The sequence below is a fragment of the Acinetobacter sp. TR3 genome (assembly GCF_027105055.1).
Classification (GTDB): domain Bacteria; phylum Pseudomonadota; class Gammaproteobacteria; order Pseudomonadales; family Moraxellaceae; genus Acinetobacter.
Genome location: NZ_CP114264.1, coordinates 1,355,053 through 1,379,594, shown reverse-complemented (window position 1 = coordinate 1,379,594; position 24,542 = coordinate 1,355,053). Strand labels below are relative to the sequence as shown.

The window sequence follows — 24,542 nt, the reverse complement described above, 5'->3', positions numbered from 1 at the left end:
CTATCCTTTAAAGTGCAATCGCTTCAATTAAACCTTGTTCCTGTAACTGCCCTTGCATTGCAAGTGCCAGTACCGCCATTCGTACTGCAATACCGTTGGTGACTTGTTTCAAAATAACCGATTGATCTCCATCCGCAACACTTGAATCAATTTCAACACCACGGTTCATTGGACCAGGATGCATAACGATACAATCAGGTTTAGCGAGCGCCAAGCGTTCTTTGTTTAGACCATACATTTTGTAGAATTCAGATTGTGAAGATAATGCAGGTGAATCAATACGCTCATTTTGAATTCGCAATGCAATAATCACATCACAGTCTGTCACGCCTGCATCCATTTTATTAAACAGGCGTACATTTTCGCCATATTCATTAAAACCAACTGGTAATAACGTATTTGGTGCAATCACGCGAATATCTTTGCAACCTAAAGTTTGTAAAGCAGCCACATTGGAACGTGCTACACGTGAATGCTTAATATCACCAATAATGGCAACACTAAGCGCTTCAAATGGCTTTTTGGTTTCCCGACGGATCGTCAACATATCGAGCATTGCTTGAGTCGGATGCGCGTGGCGTCCATCCCCTGCATTGATAATTGCCACTTTAGGACAAACATCTTTAGCAATAAAATGTGCTGCCCCAGAAGATGAATGACGAACTACGAAAATATCCGCAGCCATCGCTTCCAAATTCCAAAGCGTATCACGTAAAGTTTCACCTTTAGAGGTACTTGAACGTGCAATATCGATATTCAGAACATTTGCAGACAACCGTTTTGCAGCTGCCTCAAATGTAGTGCGAGTTCGAGTAGAGTTTTCGAAGAAAAGATTCATTACCGTCAGCCCTTCTAATAACGGACGGTTAATCAAATTATTATTGTCGTCTAAAAAACTTTGTGCGGTATCTAAAATCTTGGTCAGGCTTTCTTTAGAAAGACCTTCAATGGTTAAGAAGTGCTTTAAATTTCCTTGTTGATTCAATTGAACCTGACTTGGTTGATGCAGGGCTGCAATATGCATAAAAGATTCCTATAGGTCGAATCACCAAAACTTGCATAGTGTAGCCCAATTTCTCTACTTTCGCAGAACAACTTTTCACCATTATGTTGCAATTAATTAGGGAGTTGCAACATAATGAATTAACGTAATGCACCAATATAGTGATGAGCAACTTGCGCTTTGTAAATTTCCTCATCAGTTACTTCTGAGGAATATGTATCCAAATCATCAATCATCGTATTGATTGAATCATCTTTAGCTTCATCAAGGGCCAAAATTGGCTCAGGGTATAAATCAATTAAAGAACCTAAGCGTGCAGCATAACGTTCTAACTCTGTATCTTCAGTTGCTAATGCGATTTCTACGACATACTTTGCATAATCTTTATCGTGGACTAAATACATAACATCAATAACTCGACCAGACACTCGTCTTAATCGCACGTACATTTGAGTTGCAACAGAAAAAGCTTCGGCATTTAGTACAAGTTCATGGTTCATATTTGCTTTCATAACGTCCTCACATCGTTGGGAGAAGTGCTTGTTGATCATCCGCTTAGAGAGAAGCAAAACATATACCAACTATTCAAATATATTCAAAAAATTATTTTCTTTACATCATGATACTCTGAGTCTATATAAGAAAAAATAGATAAACATTCCCACGATTCACATCCAATACCTATGCTGTGAATACACTTTGAAAAGAAAATCGGACACATCAAATACAGCACAAAAGTTTTAATCCGATTGATCGGCAGGCTGCCAATTCTGTGAACAAAGGCAATAATTAAAAAATTTATACAAAACAATTCACTTTATTTTGGGGTTTGAGAGTCCAGTTTGATGTAAATAAATTTTAAAATTCCTACCAATGATGCAAATATCAACCGCATCAATACTCCAAAATCAGTTAAAATAGCCGATTGCTAAAAATGTTTTGGAAATTTGAATGAACGCTAAACCACGTCTAACAGACTATTGGGTGACCTGTGCTGACGGGCTTGAAACCTTATTACAACAAGAACTTGAGAATTTAGGCATTCAAAATATCCAACGTTTTGCTGGACGTTTAATATTTAAAGGCACACTAGAGAATGCCTATCGCGTTTGTATGTGGTCACGTCTTGCCTCTCGTGTGTTGTTACCAATTCATACCCATGAACTTGAATTTACGCATGATGCACGTGATGTTGCAGAAGAGCTCTATGAAGGTGCAATTAGCTTTGACTGGTCTCTAATTTTTGCACCACAAAGTACCTTTGCTGTTCGTCTACATGTAGAACGCGAAATTAAAGTCAATACACAATTCGCTACTCTACGAGTTAAAGATAGTGTAGTTGATTCATTTATGGAAGCGGTTGGAAAACGCCCAAGTATTGATATTAAACAGCCCGAAATTACACTTTATGTACTAGCTGGTAAAACCGAGCATACTTACTGCCTAGATTTATCAGGTGATTCTTTACATAAACGTGGCTATCGTCACTTTATGACGGATGCACCGATTAAAGAAAACCTTGCAGCGGCAATCTTACAAAAAGCAAAACTACAACAACTGCAACCTGATTTAATTCTTGACCCAATGTGTGGTTCAGGCACATTCATTATTGAATCATTAATGATTTTAACTGATCGTGCACCAGGTTTAGTACGTCGCTTTGGCTTCAATGGTTGGCATGGACATGATCGTGAACTGTGGTTATCACTTAAAGCAGAAGCAGCAGAACGTCATGCGAAGGCTTTAGAGCAACCTCTGCCTAAGTTTTATGCCTACGATGCGGATTGGGAAGCAGTTAAAGCTACTCGCCAAAACATCATTGCAGCAGGTTTTGAAAAAATCCTCGATCAGATTCAAATTGAGGAACGTACTTTAGCTGATTGGGATGATTTCCACGCTGAAGGTAAAAAAGCCTTTATTGTCACCAACCCGCCTTATGGGGAACGTTTAGGTGATAAAGCCTCTAGTCGATCATTCTATTTAGGTCTATCAGGATTATTACAAAAGAATTTTCCAAATCAACCTGTTGCCGTGATTGCAGCACAAATTGAACAAGCAGATGTACTAGCCATCACCGAACCTCAAACTTTACGTTTGATGAATGGTAAACTTCCAATTTATATCCGTTTCGGCACAATAAAACCTGCAGCCGTAGTTCAACCATTCTTAGCGACGTGGCAACCTCAGCAATTTGAAAAAATTGAAGGTGCGGAAGACTTTACCAATCGTTTGCAAAAAAATATGCAAGCCTTAAAGAAATGGGCTGTGAAAGAAAATATATTTTGCTTACGTTTGTATGATGCCGATCTACCTGATTTTAACATTGCCGTCGATTTATATGGAGATCGTTTGCATGTTCAGGAATATGCACCACCAAAAACAATTGATCCTGAAAAAGCAAAAAAACGTTTTAATTTGGGTTTAGCTGCCATTCGTGCAGTAACAGGCTTAAATCGTGACGCAATTTTTATCAAAACTCGTGCAAAGCAAACGGGAACCAATCAATATGAAAAACAAAGCACTGCGTCTAAACGTTTTATTGTGCAGGAAGGCAAAGCTAAAATTCTCGTCAATTTAACAGACTATTTAGATACTGGTTTATTCTTAGATCACCGTCAAATTCGTCTAAGAATTGCCAAAGAAGCACGTGGCAAACATTTTCTTAATCTTTATAGCTATACCTCAACTGCTAGCTTACATGCAGCACTTGGCGGTGCAGCAAGTACCACGAGTGTCGACCTATCAAATACTTATTTGAATTGGTCAAAAGAAAATTTTGTATTGAATGGTTTAACTGTAGATCATGCTGATGAACAACATATGTTCTTTTCGAGCGATTGCTTTGAGTGGTTAAAAGAAGGCCATGAACAATACGATCTCATCTTCATTGACCCTCCAACTTTCTCTAACTCGAAAAAGTTTTATGGCACATTTGATGTACAGCGCGACCATGTTTCTCTGCTTAAACGTGCAATGAACCGTTTAACTAGTGATGGTACTTTGTACTTCTCAAATAACTATCGTGGGTTTGAGTTAGATGAAGAAATCGAAGCAATGTATCAAGTTGAAGAAATTACTTCTGAAACGATAGGCCTAGACTTTAAACGTAATCAGAAAATTCATCGTGCTTGGAAAATCCAACACCCTGCAATCTAAGGAATAGCATATCTCATCATTTGAAAGTGATTCTGGCTCTTTTAATATTAGGAGAGTCAAATTCATAAATCATAAAACGATCTGGAGCTTCAGTATGGGGCTTCAAATTCACTTTCTTTTTCTCACGGACATCCATTAGAGATGTTTTCTTTTGTTCTTCGTAAGGCGACAAAGCTCCTTCACCAAGCATACTAATTCTTATTTCACGTAAATTACGATCGCTTAAAACACGTTGCGTACGCCAACGCTCCTCTTCCGGCTGCATCGCATCCCGCTGTGCTTTCTCAATAATATTAGGCAGCGCCTTGTTCAACATACCTGTTTGCAAGGCTAAAGTTCCCTCTGTCATCGGTTGTGCAGCCGAACCAATTAATGGTAAAGCCGTCAAGAACACAATTACACCAATATAAGTGTAATAATGCTGCTTATTCTCCATTTTAATTCATCCTGAATTTTTTTCTTATTTATTCCGAAACTATCAAGCTTTTCATAAAATCGCAATGTCATTGGTAATATTCCTTAGGAAATCAGATAAATTGCACTGATATAAAAAAAGATGGCGATTTTCATCACCATCTTTTTAGCCAATCATTCAAATTAGATTTAGCTAAGTTTCATTTTATCAAACACAAGCTGACCACTATCACCTTTAATCAGAATATTATCTCCGGGCTGGAATTCACCAGATAAGATTTTCTGAGCCAAGTTATTTTCAACTTGTTGCTGTATTGCACGTTTTAGTGGTCGTGCACCGTAGATTGAATCAAAACCAGCATCAATCAATAGATCAAATGCACTATCATCCACAGTTAAACCCATATCTCGTTCGCTCAGACGTGAACGTAAACGATTCAATTGAATATCCGCGATACCACGAATTTGAGCTTTCTTCAATGAATGGAAAATGACTAATTCATCAATACGGTTAATGAACTCAGGACGGAAATGTTGAGTTACAGCACTCATGACCACTGTTCGAACTTCCTCATCAGTTGCACCTTCACCTAATTCACGAACATCTTGTGAACCTAGGTTAGATGTCATCACAATGACCGTATTTTTAAAATCGATAACACGACCTTGAGAATCAGTTAAGCGACCATCATCCAATACCTGTAACAGGATATTGAATACATCTGGATGGGCTTTTTCCACTTCGTCAAATAACACCACACTATATGGCTTACGACGAACAGCTTCTGTTAAAACTCCGCCTTCTTCATAACCGACATATCCCGGAGGAGCACCCACTAAACGGCTGACAGAATGCTTTTCCATAAATTCAGACATATCGATACGAATCATGGCATCATCACTATCAAACAAGAAGTTTGCTAATGCTTTAGTTAACTCAGTTTTACCCACACCTGTCGGTCCAAGGAATAAGAATGATCCACTCGGACGATTCGGATCAGATAAACCTGCACGTGAGCGACGGACTGCATTGGAAACTGCAACCACAGCTTCATGTTGCCCGACTACACGATTATGTAAAAACTCTTCCATATTCAGTAGTTTTTCACGTTCACCTTGTAGCATTTTCGCCACAGGAATGCCTGTTGCCGCACTCACTACTTCAGCAATTTCATTTTCAGTCACTTTGGTACGAATTAGCTTCGGTTCTTCATTTTCCTCAGCGACTTCCGCTTGTTCCAAGCGTTTTTGCAACTCAGGAATCACGCCATATTGTAAGCGTGCTGCTTCAGCCAAATCACCTTCACGTTTTGCTTTTTCTAAAGCAACACGTGCTTGATCCAATTCAACCTGAGCTTTCTTATCACCTTCAACGAGTGTCTTCTCGGCTTTCCAAATTTCCTCTAGATCATTATATTCTTTTTGCTTTTCAGCAATTTGCTGTTCAAGATGATTCACTTCAGCTTTACTGCCAGCATCTTCATCTTTCTTCACTGCTTCTAATTGCATTTTCAATTGGATTAAACGGCGATCAAGTTTATCTAAAGCTTCTGGTTTAGAATCGATCTCCATTTTAATACGTGAAGCAGCTTCATCAATTAAATCAATGGCTTTATCAGGCAATTGACGATCCGTGATATAACGATGCGACATTTTTGCAGCTGCAATAATTGCTGAGTCTAAAATTTGAACGCCATGATGCGTTGCATATTTTTCCTTTAGACCACGCAAAATCGCAATGGTATCTTCTACGCTTGGTTCATCAACGAGTACTTTTTGGAAACGACGCTCTAGGGCAGCATCTTTCTCAATATATTGACGATATTCATCTAAAGTTGTTGCTCCAACACAACGCAACTCACCACGTGCTAAAGCAGGTTTCAACATATTACCTGCATCCATTGCGCCATCGCCTTTTCCTGCGCCTACAAGTGTATGTAATTCATCAATAAATAGAATGACTTCACCTTCTTGTTTTGCAAGATCATTCAGAACGGCTTTCAAACGTTCCTCAAACTCACCGCGATATTTAGCACCTGCAAGCAACGAACCTAGATCCAAAGACAATACCCGTTTGCTTTTTAGACTTTCAGGAACTTCACCATTAATAATTCGTTGCGCTAGACCTTCAACAATCGCAGTTTTACCCACGCCAGGTTCACCAATCAAGACTGGGTTATTTTTAGTTCGGCGTGATAAAACCTGTATTGTGCGACGTATTTCATCATCACGACCAATAACTGGATCAAGCTTACCTGCCAAAGCACGTTCTGTTAAATCAATGGTATATTTATTCAATGAATCGCGTTGATCTTCATGATTATTGCTCATGACTTTGTCATTTCCTCGAATATTTTCAATTACTTTGCGTAAACTATCTGGTGTTACCCCAACGCTGTTTAATATCGTTTTGGTTTCACCTGTTTCCGCTAAACTTAACAACACCCAATCTGTTGATAAAAATTCATCGCCTGCTTTTTGCGCATAACGATCAGCTAAATTTAAGATCTTTACCGCTTCAGGATTAAGATTAATATCTCCTGTTGGATTTGATAAAGTCGGTGCATTTCTTATCGCTTGTTCTAACTTTTGTTTCAACTCAGGCAAGCGAGCACCTGATTGCTGCAACAAACTTAAATTGGCAGGTTCTTCTAACAAAGTCGATAGAATATGAATACCCGCAATAGAAGTATGGTCTTTACCCATTGCCAATGATTGTGCATCTGAAAGAGCTTGCTGTAGACGGTTCGTAAATTTTTCAAAACGCATTCTTGTTATTCCTCACAACAAATTTTTAACTTACCACTAAGATGGGAACACTTTTTAAAATTTCAAATAAAATTTATATATTTTTCAATATTTTGTTTAAATTAAACTTTATAAAACTTGGTGATAATATGGGTATATAAACAATCTATTTCAAGTATATTTTGTATAATTTTCTATCTATTCTGATTTAAACAATATCCATATTGTTATTTTACGGCGAAACTTTTAACTTAAGACTTTACTTCATTTAAAAATGATCGTTATGCATTTAAGAAGAATTGTAATAGCTAGTATTTGCCTTTTCCCTATTCAGATAGCTATTGCTCAATTACCACAGAATTCACGACATGCAGGTGGTATAGCCGTCATCCCACTTTCATCATCGACTACCCAAGTTTTCTATGAGAAAAAACCGATTCTAATTGCACAAGAAGGCACTCAACGATACGCTATTTTTGGAATTCCTCTTTCTACCCCGTTGGGAACGTTAAGCCTATCAACCAATACTGTGCCCATACAGATTGAAATACTGCCATATCAATATGCTGAACAGCACCTCAATGTAAAAAACCAAGACTATGTTAATCCGAATCAAAATCAACTTGATCGATATGCTTCCGAAGCAAAAGAGCAAAATGAGATTTATAATTCTTTCAGTCAAAGCGATTGGACTGAATTTCCAACTTTTATTCCACCAACAGCAGGGAAATTTAGTAACTCATTTGGACGCAAACGTTTCTTTAATAATGAAGAACGCGCCCCACATTCAGGTCTAGATATTCCAGCACCAATTGGCCAAAAAGTTGTAGCGCCAGCAGATGGCATTGTCGTTCAAACTGGTGATTATTTTTTCAATGGTAAGACTGTTTTGATTGATCACGGTCAAGGTTTAATCAGTATGTTCTGCCATCTCAGTAAAATTGAGGTTTCAAAGGGACAACACATTACTCAAGGTGAGCTTTTAGGTTTAGTTGGAAATACAGGTCGCGCGACAGGTCCACATTTACATTGGGGAATGAGTCTAAATAATGCACGTGTAGATCCCCAGTTATTTATAAAATGAAAATTATTTAGGCAATAAAAAAGTGATCTAACCACTTAGACCACTTTTTAGTTAAACTTAATAATAAAAATTATTCAGCTTCTACAATTTCAAAGTCATGTGTGATTTCTACCCCACCATCAGACAACATTTTGCTTGCTGAACAATATTTTTCTGCCGAAAGCTCAACAGCTTTTTCAACTTGCTTGGCTTTAACAGATTTTCCCGTCACAACAAAATGTAAGTGAATTTTTGTAAATACCGCTGGGATCGTATCAGCTCTTTCAGCCTTTAACTGACACACAACATTGGTCACATCTTGGCGTGATTTCTTTAAAATAGTCACAATATCAAACGAAGCACACCCACCAAGTCCCATTAAAATCAATTCCATAGGACGTGGACCACGGTTTTCCCCACCATACTCAGCAGAACCATCCATCACCACACTATGGCCACTTTCTGATTTCGCTTCAAAAGCAACATTCTCTAACCAATGTACACTTGTTTGCATTGCAACTACCCGAAAAACGTTATAAATTTACTCTAGTTCTTGTACACTAACATAAAATGAGTTGATAAGGAATTTCATCTCTTCTGTGTAGAAAAGGCTCTAATGGGGCCTGTGCGATCGGTTTTATCCAAATTCGGAAATTTTAAGCATGACTTCAAATTTTTCACATCTTAGCACTGATGCTTTGTCTCCAGGTCAATTACCTGAATCAGTTAAAGCATTGCTAAAACGTGCTCACATTAATAGATACCCTAAACGCACCACGATTGTTGACGCTGGAACAGAATCAAAATCACTGTACTTAATATTAAAAGGTTCAGTATCAATCATATTACGTGAAGACGATGAGCGTGAGATTGTTGTTGCATACCTCAATCCAGGTGATTTCTTTGGTGAAATGGGGTTGTTTGAAAATAACCCTCAACGTACTGCTGAAGTCCGTACTCGAGATATTTGCGAAATTGCAGAAATCTCATATGAAAATTTCCACGAACTCAGCAAGCAATATCCTGACCTGAGCTATGCTGTATTTGCTCAGCTTGTTCGCCGCCTGAAGAATACAACGCGTAAAGTCACTGACTTAGCATTTATCGACGTATCTGGTCGTATTGCTCGTTGTCTAATTGACTTATCTGCACAACCTGAGGCAATGATTCTACCGAATGGTCGTCAGATTCGTATTACACGTCAAGAAATTGGTCGTATTGTGGGTTGTTCACGTGAAATGGTTGGTCGTGTTTTAAAAACACTTGAAGATCAAGGCATGATTCAAACTGATGGTAAAGCAATTTTAATTTTTGATACTTCTTTAGATGATAACGCATTTTCTGAAGATGAATTTGATGATGAGGATTAATCCCCTCTAGCTTTAAGCTAATTTCAAAGCCAGTGCAAACCACTGGCTTTAATTTTATTCAGATAAAGCTAAACTATTTAGCTTTTCATTAATTCTGCTTACATAATTACTATGATTATAGAGATAATCAGAATTTAAAGCCTTGCGAACTTTTTTTATAATTCTTGTTAATCATGGGTATATTTATAAGATACTGATTTGGAGCAAATAAGTATGAAAAAATTGGCTTTAAGCCTTTGTGCAATGACTGTAATAACGATTTCAGGTTGTGCATCATTTGCAGATATGGCAGGTGCTGACAGTGCCACTTTAAATGCTCAGTCAGCTCAAAGCTTTGCAAAGATGACACAGGAAGCTCGTGCCAAAAATCAATTGGATATGAGTTCTAGTACTTATCAACGTATTAACTCAGTATTTTTGCGCTTAAAACCGTATGCTGACCAAATGAACCAAACCGGTCAGCGTTTTGATTGGCAGTTAGCAGTACTAAAATCAGATACTGTAAATGCCTATGTAGCGCCAGGTGGGAAAGTCGTTTTCTATACGGGTATTGTGAACAAGCTAAATTTGACCAATGATGAAATAGCAGCAATTATGGGACACGAAATGACCCATGCCTTAGAAGAACATGCCAAAAGTAAAATTGGTGCGCAAGCACTTACAAACTTAGCGATTGGTATTGGTACGACTTATGCGGGTGCGAATATTGGTGAAGCTGGTAATGCGGCAATTGCTTTAGGTAGTCAAATTGGTATTGGTTTACCATATTCTCGTAATTTAGAAAGTCGTGCTGATTTTGGTGGATTAATGCTGATGGCGAAAGCAGGATATAATCCAAATGCAGCAATTAGTCTTTGGGAAAAAATGGATCGTCTAGATGGTGCTGGTGGTGCATCATTCTTATCTACTCACCCATCAAATAGTCAACGTATTGGTGATATGCGCAAAAATTTACCTGCTGCTCTGGCAGTTTATAATAAACGTCGTTAATTTAGCCAAAGCCATTAGATCTCATTTTAGAGATTTAATGGCATATCCTTTAGCTGTCTGATATACAAAAACTCTAATTTATCTCAGCAATTTTTGAATCCGTTTCAACAGTCTGATTAATCCCTATCAGCTTTTGAATTTTCCCCGTTTGCGGAGCAATAACAGGGACTTCCATTTTCATTGCTTCCATAATTGCAATTGCCTCACCTTGGTTTACATGATCATTTTCTTGAACTTTCCATATGGTGATTACACCACTAATCGGCGCTAAGACACTATTACTACTTGAGTTATGATTAGAATCATTTGGTTTCTGATTTGGTAGTTGTGTCCCGAATAAACTAAAAAATTCATTTGGTAAGCCAATCTGATGCAACTTTCCATCTATTTCAATTGGATAACGTTGTAATTCAGCTTGATAGCTCAGTTTACTGCGTGAATAGTGAGGATAATCATGTCGACTATCTTGTTCAATCCAACGTGTATGTACTTTAAATTCATCAATAAAGTCAGCATCTGACAAGATCGCACGATGAAATGGCAATACTGAAGCAATGCCCTCTATTTCAAAATGGGCAAGCGCCCTTTTAGCCCTTTGAATTGCAATCTCGCGAGTTGCACCAGTCACAATTAATTTCGCAATTAAAGAATCAAAATGACTTGAAACAACACTTCCAGTCATGACCCCTGTATCAAGACGAATACCAATTCCTGATGGTGGGTGAAAACGAGTAAGCTGTCCAAATGCTGGGATGAAACCACGTGCTGGATCTTCCGCATTAATTCGGAATTCAATTGCATGTCCTATTGGTTCTGGCATTTCTTGAATCGAAAGTGGTTGACCTAAAGCAATTCGAATTTGTTCGACAACTAAGTCTAGACCCGTAGTTTGCTCAGTCACTGTGTGCTCAACTTGTAGACGTGTATTAACCTCTAAGAATGAAAGTTGACCATTTTGACTAAGTAAATACTCGACGGTACCTGCTCCGATGTAATCTGCAGCGCGGCAAATTGCAATAGCAGATTGCACTAACTGAGCTTCAATATGCTCATTAATAAATGGCGCAGGGGCTTCCTCGACTAGCTTTTGATTACGGCGTTGTAAAGAACAATCTCTCGTTCCTACCACGACAATATGTCCCTGTTGATCAGCAATAATTTGTGCTTCCAAATGCCGAGGCTTATCTAGATATTGTTCAACAAAACATTCTCCTCGACCAAAAGCAGCGAATGCTTCTCGCACAGCCGATTCATATAAATCGGCAACTTCATTCAATTGCCAAGCAACTTTTAAACCACGTCCACCACCGCCATAAGCAGCTTTAATCGCAATCGGCAGACCATACTGTTTCGCAAAATCCAAGGCTTCTTGAGCTGATTGAAGTGGTTGTTCAGTACCATGAACCAAAGGTGCATTTACCGACTGTGCAATCTTACGCGCTTGTATTTTGTCACCAAGTTTGTCGATAGTTTCAGGAGATGGTCCAACCCAAATCAGCCCTGCATCCATCACAGCTTGGGCAAATTCGGCACGTTCTGATAAAAAACCATAACCAGGATGAATCATGGTCACTTGGGCTTTATACGCAATATCAATAATTTTATTGATATCTAAATAAGTTTGCTGTGCTGTTTGTCCTGATAATGCCCAAGCTTCGTCTGCAAGTTGAACATGCAAACTGGCAATATCATCATCTGCATAAATAGCCACTGATGTAATATCCATATCCTTACATGCGTGAATAATGCGTACAGCAATTTCTCCACGATTCGCAATCAGTAGCTTATGTTGCTTATGCATCTTTTTTGACATCCATGAAATCAGAAATTTTACGAAATTGAATATGGCAACCAGCTGGAATCTGTGCAATTAAGTCCAAATGATATAAGGCAACTGCTGCGATCACAGGATAACCACCTGTAATGGGATGATCATTCATAAATAATACAGGCTGACCATTTGGAGGAATTTGCAAAGCACCTGTACAACAACCTTCGCTCGGTAATTCTTGCTCGAATTGTCGCGTTAAAGGCTGATCACCCACTAACTTCAATCCAATTCGATTAGTCTCTGTACTCACTAACCAAGTTTGTTTAAACAATAAATCAAGGCTTTCTTCGGCAAACCAATCTGTACGCGGTCCTAACACGAGATCTATCTCAATAATCTCACCTCGTTTAGGTAATTTAATCGGTATTACATTTAAGCTAACAGGCTGCGTTTTTAATTGGGCAGAATGAATCTCATCACCGACTTGAATTGGTTTTGTACCCAATTCAGCCAAAGAGTCATAACTGGCACTTTCTAGTACTTGCTTAACGGCGATACCGCCACGTAGCGCAATATAATTACGAATGCCTGCGGTAGGTACAGCAATATAAATTTCATCGCCATAATCTAAAGCAATCGGCTGATACAAAGCCACTTTAACTTTATCCGCGCCAATATAAGTAATCCAGACTTCCGTTTCAGCACCTGTCACAGCCATAACCGTCGGTTCCAAAACTTGTAATCGCACTCCACCATTTAAAACTTCTATGACGGCTGCATTCTTTGGATTACCAACAATTAAGTTTGCCTGACGAAATGCCTTTTGATCCATAGCTCCTGCTCGCCCCACACCTAGCTCAGCTAAATTTTTACGCCCTTCATCTTGGATTAATACTTGTAAGCCAACATTTTTAACGCGTAACACGGCAGGTTTTTCAATCAATTTTTCTTGAGAAAATGTCTGAGCAGGCACACTAATTTGGGTTGGATTATGACTATCATCCTTGAATATGACATGATCGCTCGGCATTAATAAAGCTGGCTGTTGTCGATGAATATCCCACAATATCTCATCAGTCTGTCCAATCAACTGCCATCCACCCGGACTATCTTGAGGATAAATACCGCTATATTCGCCTGCTAAACCAACAGCCCCTGCACTAACTTTTTTACGTGGTGATGCTAAGCGTGGAATACTCCCAAATACTTGCTCAGGATTGGTTAGATAAGCAAAGCCGGGAGCAAAGCCAATAAATGCAACTTGCCAATAAGAGTTGGTATGTTTCCGAATGACTTGGTCAGTACTTATTCCTAAATATTCAGCAACGTTATTTAAATCAATACCATTATAGCGCACACCGATAACGATTTCCTTCCCTTGAAGCAAAGTATCCTGACTGATTTTTTGGCTTGAAATCCATCGAATCAGTATATTCATCTCGACCAATAATGAATCAAAATAAATCAGTATGCTACGTGCCGCAGGAATAAGTTCTTTTATATGAGGATGCTGTGCTTGTTTTAAGCAGTAATGAACCGCCATTGTTTCTTCTAAACTTTCAAGCTCAATCAAAAAACAATCTAAATTAACGGATAGAAATCGCATAAATAGCTCGTTTAAAACATTTAAAATTTACTTAAGCACAAAAAGCACGAACTTCAATTTTATTCTCTAACAATACTTGGCGAATCTTTTCTGCCATTTGTACTGCCCCAAAGGTATCACCATGTAAACAAATTGTATCAGCCTGAATCGCTGTGAAATCTCCTTCAATCGACTCAATACCACCGTTCTGAATCATGCTCAGTACACGTTGAGCTACGACTTCTGCATCATGTAAAACAGCACCTTCTAAACGGCGTGAAACTAGTTCACCATTACGATGATATGCACGATCAGCAAACGCTTCAGAAATAATGCCAAGTTCCTGCTCACGAGCAAAATTAATTAATGGTGAACCCGCCAATGCAACTAAAACTAATTTTTTATCTGAATGCTGTATTGCATCAATCACTGCTTGAGCTTGAGTTAAATTGGTGGCAATGGTGTTATATAAGGCACCATGTGGTTTAACATAAGTTACTTTCGTTCCAGCGACTTGGGCTAATCCCTGTAAAGCTGAGATCTGATAAAGCACATCTGCGTATAATTCATCATAAGATACATCCATATTACGGCGACCAAAACCAACCCGATCTGGATATGAGACATGCGCTCCCACACTGACATTTTGAGCAGCAGCTTGTTTTAAGGTATTTAACATATTAACAGGATCGCCTGCATGAAAACCACATGCAATATTGGCACTACTCACAATCGCAAGAATCTGCTCATCATTTCCCATTTTCCAAGCACCATAGCTTTCGCCTAAGTCGCTGTTTAAATCAATATGCATATATAAACCTAATGCTGATTTTTATGATCCGATAATTGAGTAATATATTCGAAGTGGTTAGAAAATCACATATTTTATCGAATTTAACAGCTTATAACTCTCGATTAATACATAGCTATACTTGAATAAATGATTTTAAATTACATATTTTTTGTTTTACGAAGTTCTCTTGGTGTCATGCCAAATAGCAGTTTGAACTGGTCCGTAAATCGAGACTGAGATTGATAACCACATTGCTCAGCAATAGGCGTCGGCTATTCAACATTAGATAAATGGATTCGTGAATGCAGTGACTGAGAGCTTCTCCCATACATTGAAAGGTCATGTGGTGCATGGGAGTCTGTTTGATACTCGAAAAGAGGCGAATGCTGCACTGCTGTCCCATAGTTAGACTTAAATAAAAAACCTGAGTCCAAAGTAGTTAAAATATAAGTGCGAACAAACACTTCAACTACAAGGATTCAGATTTTGTCACATCAGAATACGGTATTTCATCAATTACTCAAGCCCATTTTGAGACAAGATTTTGAACGTCTTGCAAAACAACACCATCAAGGACAAAAATTAAGATCTGCAACACGATGGGATCAATTTATTGTTATTTTGATGTCTCAATTATCATACCGTCAAAGCTTAAGAGACATTGAATCTAATCTCGAATCACAACAGGAAAAGCTTTATCACCTTGGTGCCAAAAGAATTGCACGAAATACCTTAGCAAGGATTAATGAAGAACAACCAGCTAGCTTGTATCAACAATTGTTTATCCAACTACTTCAACATTGTGAAAATTCCAAGATTGCTCATAAATTTCGATTTAAAAATCCATTATATTCACTTGATGCGAGTCATATTGATCTTTCACTGTCATTGTGTGAATGGGCAAAAGTACATGAGTCCAAAGCCAGTATAAAACTTACAGTTGGGTTAAATCATAGCAACACTATTCCTGAGTTTGTTGCGCTTGGTGATGGTATTGAAAATGACATGGTACAAGGTCGACGACTCAAATTCCCGTCTGGAAGTATCGTTGTATTTGATAAAGGGTATGTTGATTATCAATGGTTTGCAGAAATGACCAACCAAAAAGTCAGCTTTGTCACTAGGCTGAGACCAAAGACAGTTTATGAGGTGAAATCAAAACAAGATGTGTTAGCCAGTAAGGGGATTCTTGCGGATGAATATATTGAGTTGAGTAGTGATTATGCTAAAAAGCGTGGTGCACCTAAGCGATTAAGACGTATAAAGTTTTATTATGAAAAAAAGAAAAGAACGTTTGAGTTTTTAAGTAATATAGTAAATCTGTTAAAAATAGCATACACTCATGGAATGAGTTATTCAGAACATTTTAGAAAGAAAGTATTAGCTAAGCTTGAAGAAGGATATTCTATTCGAGCTGTTGCTGCTCAATTTGAAATTGATAAAAATACGATTGTCCAATGGAAGAAACGTATAGAGATCAAAAGAACTCGTCCACGTAAACCTTCTAAAATCGATAATGATGCTTTACGTGCTGATGTTGAAAAATATCCTGATGACTATCAATATGAACGGGCTGCACGTTTTGGATGTGGAGCTTCATCTATTGGTGATGCTTTAAAACGCCTAGGTATTACAATAAAAAAAAGACGCTAAGTCACCCAAAAGCTAACTCAGAACTTAGAGAAAGATTTATTGAACAAATAGAGTTATTAGAACCTATCCAATATTAATTTCAGGTGGTGTTTCAAAATGTATGCTGATCATTTTAACATCACTATACAAAACTGTGGTTAATGTAAAAGAATCCAAGATTAAAAGCTTTTACATGATTCAATACCTTCTTCGAAAAACAGCATGTTCTTCTTACTGCTCGCCTTATGCGGTGTCTTAATTGGCAGTTGTTTCCTTCTATCCCGACTGTATAATATTTCCCTTCTTGGTCCGGCTTAAAAATTTTGATGAAACTTTCCCAATGATCACTCGATATACAATCATAAGTAATACCCAGTTCTTCTAAACGGTTTTTTAGCCTTTGTGCTGTATGAGCATCTCTTCCTCCCCATACAAAAGCCACTATTTCTCCGCTACTTCTATCATAGACGTACTGTAGCCAATGCTTATCTTTCTTGTTGCCTACAAATGTCCAAAATTCATCAACTTCCAAGCATTTATAATGAGTTCTTTGAGGAATTACTTCATGATTTGATTGTGTAAGCGTTTTAAGTATCTTGCCAATACTAAACCTCGTAATCTTTGCAATATCCCGAATGCCACAACATCGCACAAGCATAAGCAAAATCAATTTGACCGCTTTTGAATGACAGCCTAAATACGTCAAATTATGGTCACCCACAAACTGCCTATTACATTCTTTACAACGATAGTTTTGCTTACCATCGTGTTTAATGCCATTCTTCTTTATACTTGTACTCTGGCATCGAGGACAATGAAGTTCTATTTCGATTTTCACACATTTAAATATAGCTGAATTGTTCCTCGTTGCCTCCTTTTCTTATGAGCATACTTTTTAGAACACCACCTAATTTCATTCTTTTTTGGCAATTGGAAAAATAATTTGTTAAATTCTCCCCCATGAGAAAACCATATCCCAGCGACATTAGTCGAGAAGCCTTTAAAGAAATTAAACCGTTACTATTGAGCGGAAGAAAACAAACACGTCCAAGAGTCGTTGATGTCTATGAAGTGTTTTGCGCCTTGCTCTATATTCTAAAAAGTGGATGTCAATGGAGTATGCTTCCTCGAGACTTTCCACCTAAAAGCACTGTGCATTATTACTTCTCAATTTGGAATAGAAAACCATCAGAAACTGAACCTAGCATACTTGAGCAAGCTTTAAAAAAATGTGGTTGGCGAGGCCCGTATCAACAATGGACGGAAAGAACAAACGAGCTTTATCATCATTGATTCACAAAGTGTAAAAAACACAGATACCGCACGTAATAAAGGCTATGACGCTGGTAAAAGAGTTTCAGGGATTAAAAGACATATCATTGTTGATACTCAAGGTCTGCCTCATGGAATATTTATTACGACAGCAGATAAAACAGATCGTCAAGGTGCATTAGATGCCATAACTTTACATAGAGACACCTTACAAAATGTAGAGGTTGTACTTGTTGATGGTGGTTATACAGGCGAACCCTTTTCTTTGGCTGTTAATGATTTAATCAGAGCGCGAGTTGAAGTTGCTAAACGAAGTGAATTACATAAATTTGCAGTCATACCACAACGCTGGGTTGTGGAAAGATCATTTGCTTGGTTAGAAAAATGTAGAAGGCTTTGGAAAAACTGTGAAAAGCACCTAAATACGAGCCTTCAGTTCATTAATTTAGCCTTTTTAAGGCTACTTTTGCATAGAAAATATTCTGGATAGGTTCTTAGAAAAAAGTCATCCTATTGTCTACCTTGATGAAAGTGGCTTCAAGTCACATGATCATAGACCTAATGGTTATTCGCAAAGAGGAAAACCATGCTTTGGACAATATAATTGGCAGTTAAAAAATCAGACCAATGCAATTGGAGCAATTCATCAACAGAAATTGTTTGCAGTAGGATTATTTGATTGCAAAATCAATGCTGATGTTTTTCATTTTTGGGTTGAGCGATTACTGATCCCTGAATTACCGAAGAATAGTAGTGTGGTTATGGATAATGCAACATTTCATAAAAGAGCGGATACTCAGGCGTTATTGGAACAACAAGGGCATCAGATACTTTGGCTTCCTGCATACAGTCCTGATTTAAATCCTATAGAAAAGATGTGGGCATGGGTTAAACGCAAGCGTAAAGAGTGGTTGGTTGATTCAATTGATCAATTATTTCGGTTATTTTTCAATAAATGTATGAATAATTAAACGGTTTTACTATAACTTTCATTTAGCTGCATCTACCATTGCTGCAATTTATAAAGATCGATGGAAAGTAGAACTATTTTTTAAAGCGATCAAGCAAAACCTAAAATTGAAATCGTTTCTAGGTCGTAGCCGCAATGCGATACAAACACAAATATGGATTGCACTAATCGCGTATTTACTGGTGAGTTTTGCGAAACATATGGCACAATAAGGATGGAGTGTTCAAAGATTATTAAGAATTATTCAGGTGAACTTATTTGAAAGGAAACCATTGAAGGCTCTGTTTTACCTGACAAAAAGTGGAATAAGCAAGAAGAACCTCAACTGAGGTTCTTCTTGTGATATTTATGGGACAGCAGTGACCCTAAGGTGCTTTTTTCACTAGAAGCTCGTTGCGATCAAAACTACGAAACTAAACAACAACGTACCTATAGATCGTTTACAATGTACATGAACTTCTTGCTCAAAACCTTGAGTCAATTGCTCTAAGTTTTCCATAACTTTGCGCTCATTTAATGTACGGCAATTGTTAATTTGCCTAAATAATCCACCAGTTAAAATTAGCAAAAAGTCTAATAACATGCTAGTGCATTTTTTTAACCAATAGATTAAATTGTGACAAAAATAGGTACATTGCAAGAAATAATGATGATTAAAATTTACAGATACCATCCGAAAATTAAAAAAGCTCACAATAGTGAGCTTTTTTAATTAGATGTTTAGTTTTGAGCAATTACTGTAATACCAGTTGCTTGAGGTCCTTTTTTACCATCAGCAATAGTGAATGAAACACGTTGCCCTTCATGTAAAACCTTAAAACCGTTACTTTGGATTTCACTAAAATGAGCAAATACATCTTGCCCAGAATCCGCATGAATAAAGCCAAAACCTTTAGTTTCATTGAACCATTTAACTGTACCAGTCACAGTGTTAGACATATACTTAACCTATTAGAAATATTTGGAATGCTTAGTAGCAAGTAACTTGGAATCATAAACTCTGAGATTAAATCTGATAACACGAAAGGTTTATCTAAACTACGAGATGAAAGATTTTCTGAATCAACAGTGTTATTCTTCTAGTTATTATTCAATATACACCACTTTACTTTTTCGGCACAAACATTATCTAACTCTAGATGAAAAATTGGGATCGAATAGTTGTATTATTTAAAAATCCTATTAAAAAACAATCGTTTTCAACATTTAAAAAATTGTAAAATTTCATTTATTTCAATCAAATAATTATATTTAAAATTATTTTGATGGCTTTTTCGCACATAAAAAACATCAAAAAAGCCCACATATGTGAGCTTTTTTTACTGGTCTAAAAATTAGATAACAGTGATGAGAGTTGCTTGTGGTCCTTTCTTACCTTGACCAAGTACGAAAGAAACGCGTTGGCCTTCTTGTAATACTTTAAAACCCTTGCTTTGGATTTCGCTGAAGTGAGCAAAAACATCTTGGCCAGAATCAGCTTGAATGAAACCAAAACCTTTAGTTTCGTTAAACCACTTAACAGTACCAGTAACTGTATCAGACATACTTTTAAACCTTTTAAAATTTGTTCATTTATAAATTAAATCAAAATTTTCATTCTGACTTAACTTAATCTATCTTTATTTGACAGATACTGCAAGCATAGCAAATTTTAAGTCATACGAGATAGTGGATCTATGAAAGTATTGAAAGTTTTATCTCTTGAATGAATGAAGTTGAACTTTAATAAACCAAATCATATAAAAACAACATTCTTTGCTAAATCAAAAAATTAGCCTTGATGGTGTAGTTACACAATCTATAAAACTTAAGATTTACTCACAATAGATCATAAAAAATATTTTATCTTTCCCATTTAAGATTTTCTTATATACAAATTTACTGATTGCTTTCTTATACAGAATTCGGCTTTTAGGCAGAAGATCAACCTCTATAAAGCTTAGAATTTCATGCAAAGCACAACTAGAAATCAAAAGATAGTTTTTAGATATAAAAAAAGCCCACATAAAGTGAGCTTTTTTTCAAGCAATCTTATTAGATAACTTTAATTGTAGTTGCTTGTGGTCCTTTTTTACCTTGACCAAGTACAAACGAAACGCGTTGGCCTTCGTTTAATACTTTGAAACCATTGCTTTGGATTTCGCTGAAGTGAGCAAAAACATCTTGGCCAGAATCAGCTTGAATGAAACCAAAACCTTTAGTTTCGTTAAACCACTTAACAGTACCAGTAACTGTATCAGACATACTTTTAAACCTTTAAACTTTGTTCATTTATGAATTAAATCAAATTATGAATATTGATTTAACCCAATCTATCTTTAACCAATAGATACTTCAAGTGCGTAAATTATCTATATTAATCGATAAAGCTGATTAACATCGGTATAGAAGCTTTTCCCATCTAGATTAAAATCGACTTCTCGACCCGACTCTAGCTGGATTTTCTTTCCAACCTCTACCCATTTGAAACCATACAACGTATTTTGTTGACGTTTCATCGGGATAATTTGCACACAAATTTCATTGCCATTGCTGGCTTTGGCTACACGCCATTCATTAATAATTTTCAACACAAAATCACTCATTTCTGAGCTCAAGTGATCGATTTGGATTTACTATAACGCTAGATATATGGAGAGAGGTAAACTACAATTCTAGAATCTAATAATTTTTAGCTTTCTTTAGGGTTATTTCAGCTAACTTAATTGCTGTCTAATCTTTCAGATAACAACAACTCAATAATCACAGAGCTAATATTCAATTAACTTTAAAGTGGTAGCGGGAGCTGGATTTGAACCAACGACCTTCGGGTTATGAGCCCGACGAGCTACCAGACTGCTCCATCCCGCATCAACATCTTGATCAACATGTTTGATCAATGAGATGCTTTATACGCCCATCTCCCCCACAATGCAAATTTTTTTTAGAAAAATCACATAATTTACTGCCTAACGCTCAAATTAAACACAAATTGATCAAAAACAAATCAAAATGAGTCTTATTAGTTGATCTGTTGAAAAGAGACCGAATTTTGGAATATGTACTCAATAAAACTAACTCTGTTTAATAAATCCACTATTTTTTTATAATTCAAAATCCTACAAAAATATTATGCATCGAAAAGCCTGCTATGTAACAATATCAACAATCTTTCATTTTTATAGTTCGACATGTCATTAATTATTGGTATTGATCCTGGTTCACGCTTAACAGGTTATGGAATTATCGAAAAAGATGGCAATAAACTACGTTTTGTCGATGCGGGAACTATTCGTACTGAAACTCAAGCAATGCCTGAACGACTAAAACGTATTTTTGCAGGTGTTGAACGTATTGTTAAATTTCACGGGCCTACTGAGGCTGCCGTTGAACAAGTTTTCATGGCGCAGAACCCTGATTCTGCGTTAAAACTTGGACAAGCCCGTGGCGCTGCGATTGCGGCGTTGGTCAATTTAGACCTACAAGTCGCGGAATATACTGCTCGTCAAATCAAACAGTCAGTGGTAGGTTACGGCGCTGCTGAAAAAGAGCAAGTACAAATGATGGTGATGCGTTTATTGAACCTAAGCATTCAACCACAGGCTGATGCAGCCGATGCGTTAGCTGCTGCAATCTGTCATGCCCATGCTTCAGGCAGTATGAGCAAAATGGCGGTGTTAAATGCGCTCGGTGGTATGGCTCGTGGGCGAAGTCGCTCGAGTAGTAGACGTCGTTAAATAATTGAAAAATTAGATTAAATTATCTAAAGGCATGCAACACAAATAATATAAGATAATATTTAAATAGTATGATTATGCAAACATTATTCAACAAAATAGCTGAGCCATATTTTAATTTGAGAGATAAATTAGAGAATTTAGCTAAAGGATATGGTTTTATTCCAACCTCATATTATGCTGACCCTAAAAAAGAAATTGCGCACAAAGTACTTCCTATATTGAGATCATATCAAAAGTTGGTTTTCAAAGGAAAAAATATGTCACTACCAACTTGGGTGGTTAGTAAAGGAAATAGTGATAATTTTACTGATACTCAACTCAATCAAATTTGGTTGGATTATTTAAATAAAATGATTCTCTCCTACGAATTGGTTCTAGCTGGGGCTCACTCAATAGAAGATGAAATCAAAATTGATGAAGGTTTAGTCTTGTTTTCAACCTATTACCAACATTTATGGGATTAATTATTTGCGAATGAATGTTGAGTATTACATATTCACCACGTTATAAATCACTTTCCCCATGTCATGTGCTTGCAAACCTCTCATACCAGTTTCAGCCAGTAAATCTCCTGCTTGCGCATGTAAACTTACAATTTCATGTAATGCAATTTGCCTATGAAATTGAGCTTTTAAACTGGCAATCATACCCGCTAACACATCACCCATGCCTCCTGTTCCCATACCCGCATTGCCTTGAGTACAGATAAATAATTCATCTTCTAAAATCAAGCTACCTGCACCTTTAAGCACCCATTGCCCCGCATATTTTTGTTGTAAATTTTGAATCGCAACAATACGATCTTGCTCAATATCACCTGCTGAACAACCCAATAATGTCGCTGCTTCACCTGAATGTGGCGTTGCATAAAGATGAGGATTCAATTTTTTCGGATGCTTTGCTAAAAACCAAAGCCCATCTGCATCCAATACCACTTCTAAATGCGAATTTTGGTTGAGTAAATCGAACCATTGCTGATAAATCTGCTCTGCCCACTCATCTCGCCCTAAGCCCATTCCGAAACAGACGGCATCAATTTGAGTTAATAGGTGTTGGATCGATTTTTGATCTAAAGCATTAATATCTCGCACCATAATATTCGGTGAACGCGCCAGAATAGCTTGATGATGTTTAGCATGACAGACCACACTGACTTTTCCTGCTCCAGCATGAAACGCTGCTTCAGCAGACATAATCACCGCTCCGCCCATATCCGCATGACCACCAACGACAAGCACATGCCCATAACTTCCTTTATGTCCAAAAGCTTGGCGTTTCGGTAATACAATTTTTTCAGAGGATAGATATGCAAGTGGCTTTAATTCTGCATCAATTGGGATCAAGCTGACTAAATGTAGTTTTCCCACATATTCCTTGCCTTGACCTGTAAACAAACCAGCTTTATAACCCAAAATTGTAAAGGTCTGATCAGCTTGTACAGCACATGGTAAAGCTTGCCCAGTATTGGCATGTAGTCCGCTCGGAATATCAATCGAAATTTTTAAACCTCTTTGCATATTAAACAAGTGAATAATATCTTGCCATTTTTGATCCAGCATTCGATTGAGACCAATGCCAAACAGGGCATCAATATGACAGTCAACCTCTCCTAGCCTCTCCTTAATAAGGACAGGAACAGCACAAACCAAATCAGGTATTGAATACGTGCAAGTCTCCTCCCTATCAGGGGGGAGATTTAGAGGGGGGTGCAAAAGTGGTTGAATATCGACTTGATACGCTTGAGCATATTGTACAGCTCGTTTTAAATCGGCAGAGTCCCCCATTTCAGATGAAAAAACCGTGACTTTAAAATCTGCTTGCTTTAGAAAAGCAGCGATATAGTAACCGTCACCTGCGTTATTACCTTGTCCACACCAAATTGCGATCTTTTGAATTTTATTTTTATTAAATGGTTCAATTAACTGTTGTGAGATTGTCCAAGCGGCTTGTTGCATCAATCCTAAAGATGAATTTTGCTGCGCAAACCAACGCTGCTCCCATGCTTGAATGCTTTGGCTATGGTAAACTGAACGTTGCATGTTATCCCCTAATTATT

Annotated in this window: 23 protein-coding genes, 1 tRNA gene and 3 pseudogenes; 11 read left to right on the top strand and 16 right to left on the bottom strand. The window is 37.4% G+C overall.

Going from position 1 to position 24,542, the window contains the following annotated elements; all coding sequences use genetic code 11:
• Positions 1–7: 7 nt before the first annotated feature.
• Positions 8–1,024: an aspartate carbamoyltransferase catalytic subunit gene (locus O1449_RS06370; RefSeq protein WP_004662590.1), complete on the bottom strand. Its 1,017-nt coding sequence runs from the start codon at positions 1,022–1,024 to the stop codon at positions 8–10.
• Between the two features lie 119 nt (positions 1,025–1,143).
• Entirely contained in the window at positions 1,144–1,515 is a 372-nt protein-coding gene (locus tag O1449_RS06365; protein ID WP_269230175.1) for a hypothetical protein, read from the bottom strand.
• Positions 1,516–1,954: 439 nt separating this feature from the next.
• Between O1449_RS06365 and rlmKL the strand changes: the two genes are divergently transcribed.
• The gene (gene rlmKL / locus O1449_RS06360; protein WP_269239479.1) at positions 1,955–4,159 is read left to right on the top strand and encodes a bifunctional 23S rRNA (guanine(2069)-N(7))-methyltransferase RlmK/23S rRNA (guanine(2445)-N(2))-methyltransferase RlmL; all 2,205 of its coding nucleotides are present in this window, start codon (positions 1,955–1,957) and stop codon (positions 4,157–4,159) included.
• Between the two features lie 16 nt (positions 4,160–4,175).
• On the opposite strand, the gene O1449_RS06355 is transcribed toward rlmKL, so the two are convergent.
• The gene (locus O1449_RS06355) at positions 4,176–4,595 is read right to left on the bottom strand and encodes a hypothetical protein (RefSeq protein WP_269239478.1); all 420 of its coding nucleotides are present in this window, start codon (positions 4,593–4,595) and stop codon (positions 4,176–4,178) included.
• A 167-nt stretch (positions 4,596–4,762) separates the two neighbouring features.
• The gene (gene clpB, locus O1449_RS06350) at positions 4,763–7,342 is read right to left on the bottom strand and encodes an ATP-dependent chaperone ClpB (RefSeq protein WP_269239477.1); all 2,580 of its coding nucleotides are present in this window, start codon (positions 7,340–7,342) and stop codon (positions 4,763–4,765) included.
• A gap of 262 nt (positions 7,343–7,604) precedes the next feature.
• Between clpB and O1449_RS06345 the strand changes: the two genes are divergently transcribed.
• Entirely contained in the window at positions 7,605–8,405 is an 801-nt protein-coding gene (locus tag O1449_RS06345; RefSeq protein WP_442865317.1) for a peptidoglycan DD-metalloendopeptidase family protein, read from the top strand.
• 70 nt (positions 8,406–8,475) lie between these two features.
• Here the strand turns inward: O1449_RS06345 and O1449_RS06340 are convergent, their stop codons facing one another.
• Positions 8,476–8,898, bottom strand: a complete 423-nt coding sequence (locus O1449_RS06340) for an OsmC family protein (RefSeq protein ID WP_269230143.1) — start codon at positions 8,896–8,898, stop codon at positions 8,476–8,478.
• A gap of 148 nt (positions 8,899–9,046) precedes the next feature.
• On the opposite strand from O1449_RS06340, the gene crp reads away from it, so the two are divergent.
• Positions 9,047–9,754, top strand: coding sequence for a cAMP-activated global transcriptional regulator CRP (gene crp / locus O1449_RS06335; RefSeq protein ID WP_269230142.1), 708 nt, complete (start codon positions 9,047–9,049; stop codon positions 9,752–9,754).
• A gap of 213 nt (positions 9,755–9,967) precedes the next feature.
• The gene (locus O1449_RS06330; RefSeq protein ID WP_004662605.1) at positions 9,968–10,744 is read left to right on the top strand and encodes a M48 family metallopeptidase; all 777 of its coding nucleotides are present in this window, start codon (positions 9,968–9,970) and stop codon (positions 10,742–10,744) included.
• Between the two features lie 73 nt (positions 10,745–10,817).
• On the opposite strand, the gene O1449_RS06325 is transcribed toward O1449_RS06330, so the two are convergent.
• The 4 genes and pseudogenes from O1449_RS06325 to O1449_RS06310 form a co-directional block, all read right to left on the bottom strand.
• Positions 10,818–12,545 carry an acetyl/propionyl/methylcrotonyl-CoA carboxylase subunit alpha gene (locus tag O1449_RS06325; RefSeq protein WP_269239475.1) on the bottom strand — a complete coding sequence of 576 codons (1,728 nt, stop codon included), beginning with the start codon at positions 12,543–12,545 and terminating at the stop codon, positions 10,818–10,820.
• Positions 12,538–14,121 carry an urea amidolyase family protein gene (locus O1449_RS06320; protein ID WP_269239474.1) on the bottom strand — a complete coding sequence of 528 codons (1,584 nt, stop codon included), beginning with the start codon at positions 14,119–14,121 and terminating at the stop codon, positions 12,538–12,540. The genes O1449_RS06325 and O1449_RS06320 overlap by 8 nt, the downstream gene beginning before the upstream one ends.
• A gap of 31 nt (positions 14,122–14,152) precedes the next feature.
• Positions 14,153–14,911: a LamB/YcsF family protein gene (locus O1449_RS06315; protein WP_269239473.1), complete on the bottom strand. Its 759-nt coding sequence runs from the start codon at positions 14,909–14,911 to the stop codon at positions 14,153–14,155.
• A gap of 140 nt (positions 14,912–15,051) precedes the next feature.
• A pseudogene (locus tag O1449_RS06310) lies at positions 15,052–15,156 on the bottom strand (helix-turn-helix domain-containing protein); the annotation flags it as partial.
• A gap of 187 nt (positions 15,157–15,343) precedes the next feature.
• On the opposite strand from O1449_RS06310, the pseudogene O1449_RS06305 reads away from it, so the two are divergent.
• Together O1449_RS06305 and O1449_RS06300 are read left to right on the top strand one after the other, a co-directional pair.
• Positions 15,344–16,150, top strand: a pseudogene (locus O1449_RS06305) (IS4 family transposase); the annotation flags it as partial.
• Between the two features lie 90 nt (positions 16,151–16,240).
• Positions 16,241–16,546, top strand: coding sequence for an IS630 transposase-related protein (locus O1449_RS06300; protein ID WP_269228194.1), 306 nt, complete (start codon positions 16,241–16,243; stop codon positions 16,544–16,546).
• A 121-nt stretch (positions 16,547–16,667) separates the two neighbouring features.
• Here the strand turns inward: O1449_RS06300 and O1449_RS06295 are convergent, their stop codons facing one another.
• Positions 16,668–17,363 (bottom strand): IS1 family transposase, encoded by a 696-nt coding sequence (locus tag O1449_RS06295; RefSeq protein ID WP_269238066.1) that lies wholly within the window; start codon positions 17,361–17,363, stop codon positions 16,668–16,670.
• Between the two features lie 122 nt (positions 17,364–17,485).
• On the opposite strand from O1449_RS06295, the gene O1449_RS06290 reads away from it, so the two are divergent.
• From O1449_RS06290 to O1449_RS06280, 3 genes and pseudogenes are all read left to right on the top strand, one after another.
• Positions 17,486–18,287, top strand: a protein-coding gene (locus tag O1449_RS06290) for an IS5 family transposase (protein ID WP_269238065.1) whose coding sequence is annotated in 2 segments (ribosomal slippage) — positions 17,486–17,749 and positions 17,751–18,287 — 801 coding nt in all. Because the reading frame shifts where the segments join, the coding sequence is not laid out codon by codon here.
• Complete coding sequence (locus O1449_RS06285) at positions 18,268–18,768, top strand: IS630 family transposase (RefSeq protein ID WP_331276186.1); 501 nt, start codon at positions 18,268–18,270, stop codon at positions 18,766–18,768. Before O1449_RS06290 ends, O1449_RS06285 begins: the two co-directional genes overlap by 20 nt.
• A 13-nt stretch (positions 18,769–18,781) precedes the next feature.
• Positions 18,782–19,110 (top strand): annotated as a pseudogene (locus O1449_RS06280) (transposase); the annotation flags it as partial.
• Between the two features lie 377 nt (positions 19,111–19,487).
• Here the strand turns inward: O1449_RS06280 and O1449_RS06275 are convergent.
• The 5 genes from O1449_RS06275 to O1449_RS06255 all read right to left on the bottom strand — a co-directional run bounded on the left by O1449_RS06275 (position 19,488) and on the right by O1449_RS06255 (position 21,617).
• Positions 19,488–19,706 (bottom strand): cold-shock protein, encoded by a 219-nt coding sequence (locus O1449_RS06275; protein ID WP_004661818.1) that lies wholly within the window; start codon positions 19,704–19,706, stop codon positions 19,488–19,490.
• A gap of 395 nt (positions 19,707–20,101) precedes the next feature.
• Positions 20,102–20,311 (bottom strand): cold-shock protein, encoded by a 210-nt coding sequence (locus O1449_RS06270; RefSeq protein ID WP_004661817.1) that lies wholly within the window; start codon positions 20,309–20,311, stop codon positions 20,102–20,104.
• Between the two features lie 490 nt (positions 20,312–20,801).
• Complete coding sequence (locus tag O1449_RS06265) at positions 20,802–21,011, bottom strand: cold-shock protein (protein ID WP_004661816.1); 210 nt, start codon at positions 21,009–21,011, stop codon at positions 20,802–20,804.
• A gap of 107 nt (positions 21,012–21,118) precedes the next feature.
• The gene (locus O1449_RS06260; protein WP_269239472.1) at positions 21,119–21,352 is read right to left on the bottom strand and encodes a transposase; all 234 of its coding nucleotides are present in this window, start codon (positions 21,350–21,352) and stop codon (positions 21,119–21,121) included.
• Positions 21,353–21,540: 188 nt separating this feature from the next.
• Positions 21,541–21,617, bottom strand: a tRNA-Met gene (locus O1449_RS06255).
• Positions 21,618–21,937: 320 nt separating this feature from the next.
• Here O1449_RS06255 and ruvC point away from each other — a divergent pair.
• Positions 21,938–22,483 (top strand): crossover junction endodeoxyribonuclease RuvC, encoded by a 546-nt coding sequence (ruvC, locus tag O1449_RS06250; protein WP_005159580.1) that lies wholly within the window; start codon positions 21,938–21,940, stop codon positions 22,481–22,483.
• Between the two features lie 77 nt (positions 22,484–22,560).
• Positions 22,561–22,950 (top strand): hypothetical protein, encoded by a 390-nt coding sequence (locus tag O1449_RS06245; RefSeq protein ID WP_269239471.1) that lies wholly within the window; start codon positions 22,561–22,563, stop codon positions 22,948–22,950.
• Positions 22,951–22,974: 24 nt separating this feature from the next.
• Here O1449_RS06245 and O1449_RS06240 read toward each other — a convergent pair whose 3' ends face one another.
• On the bottom strand, positions 22,975–24,525 hold the full coding sequence (locus O1449_RS06240; RefSeq protein ID WP_269239470.1) for an NAD(P)H-hydrate dehydratase: 1,551 nt from the start codon (positions 24,523–24,525) through the stop codon (positions 22,975–22,977).
• Between the last annotated feature and the right edge of the window lie 17 nt (positions 24,526–24,542).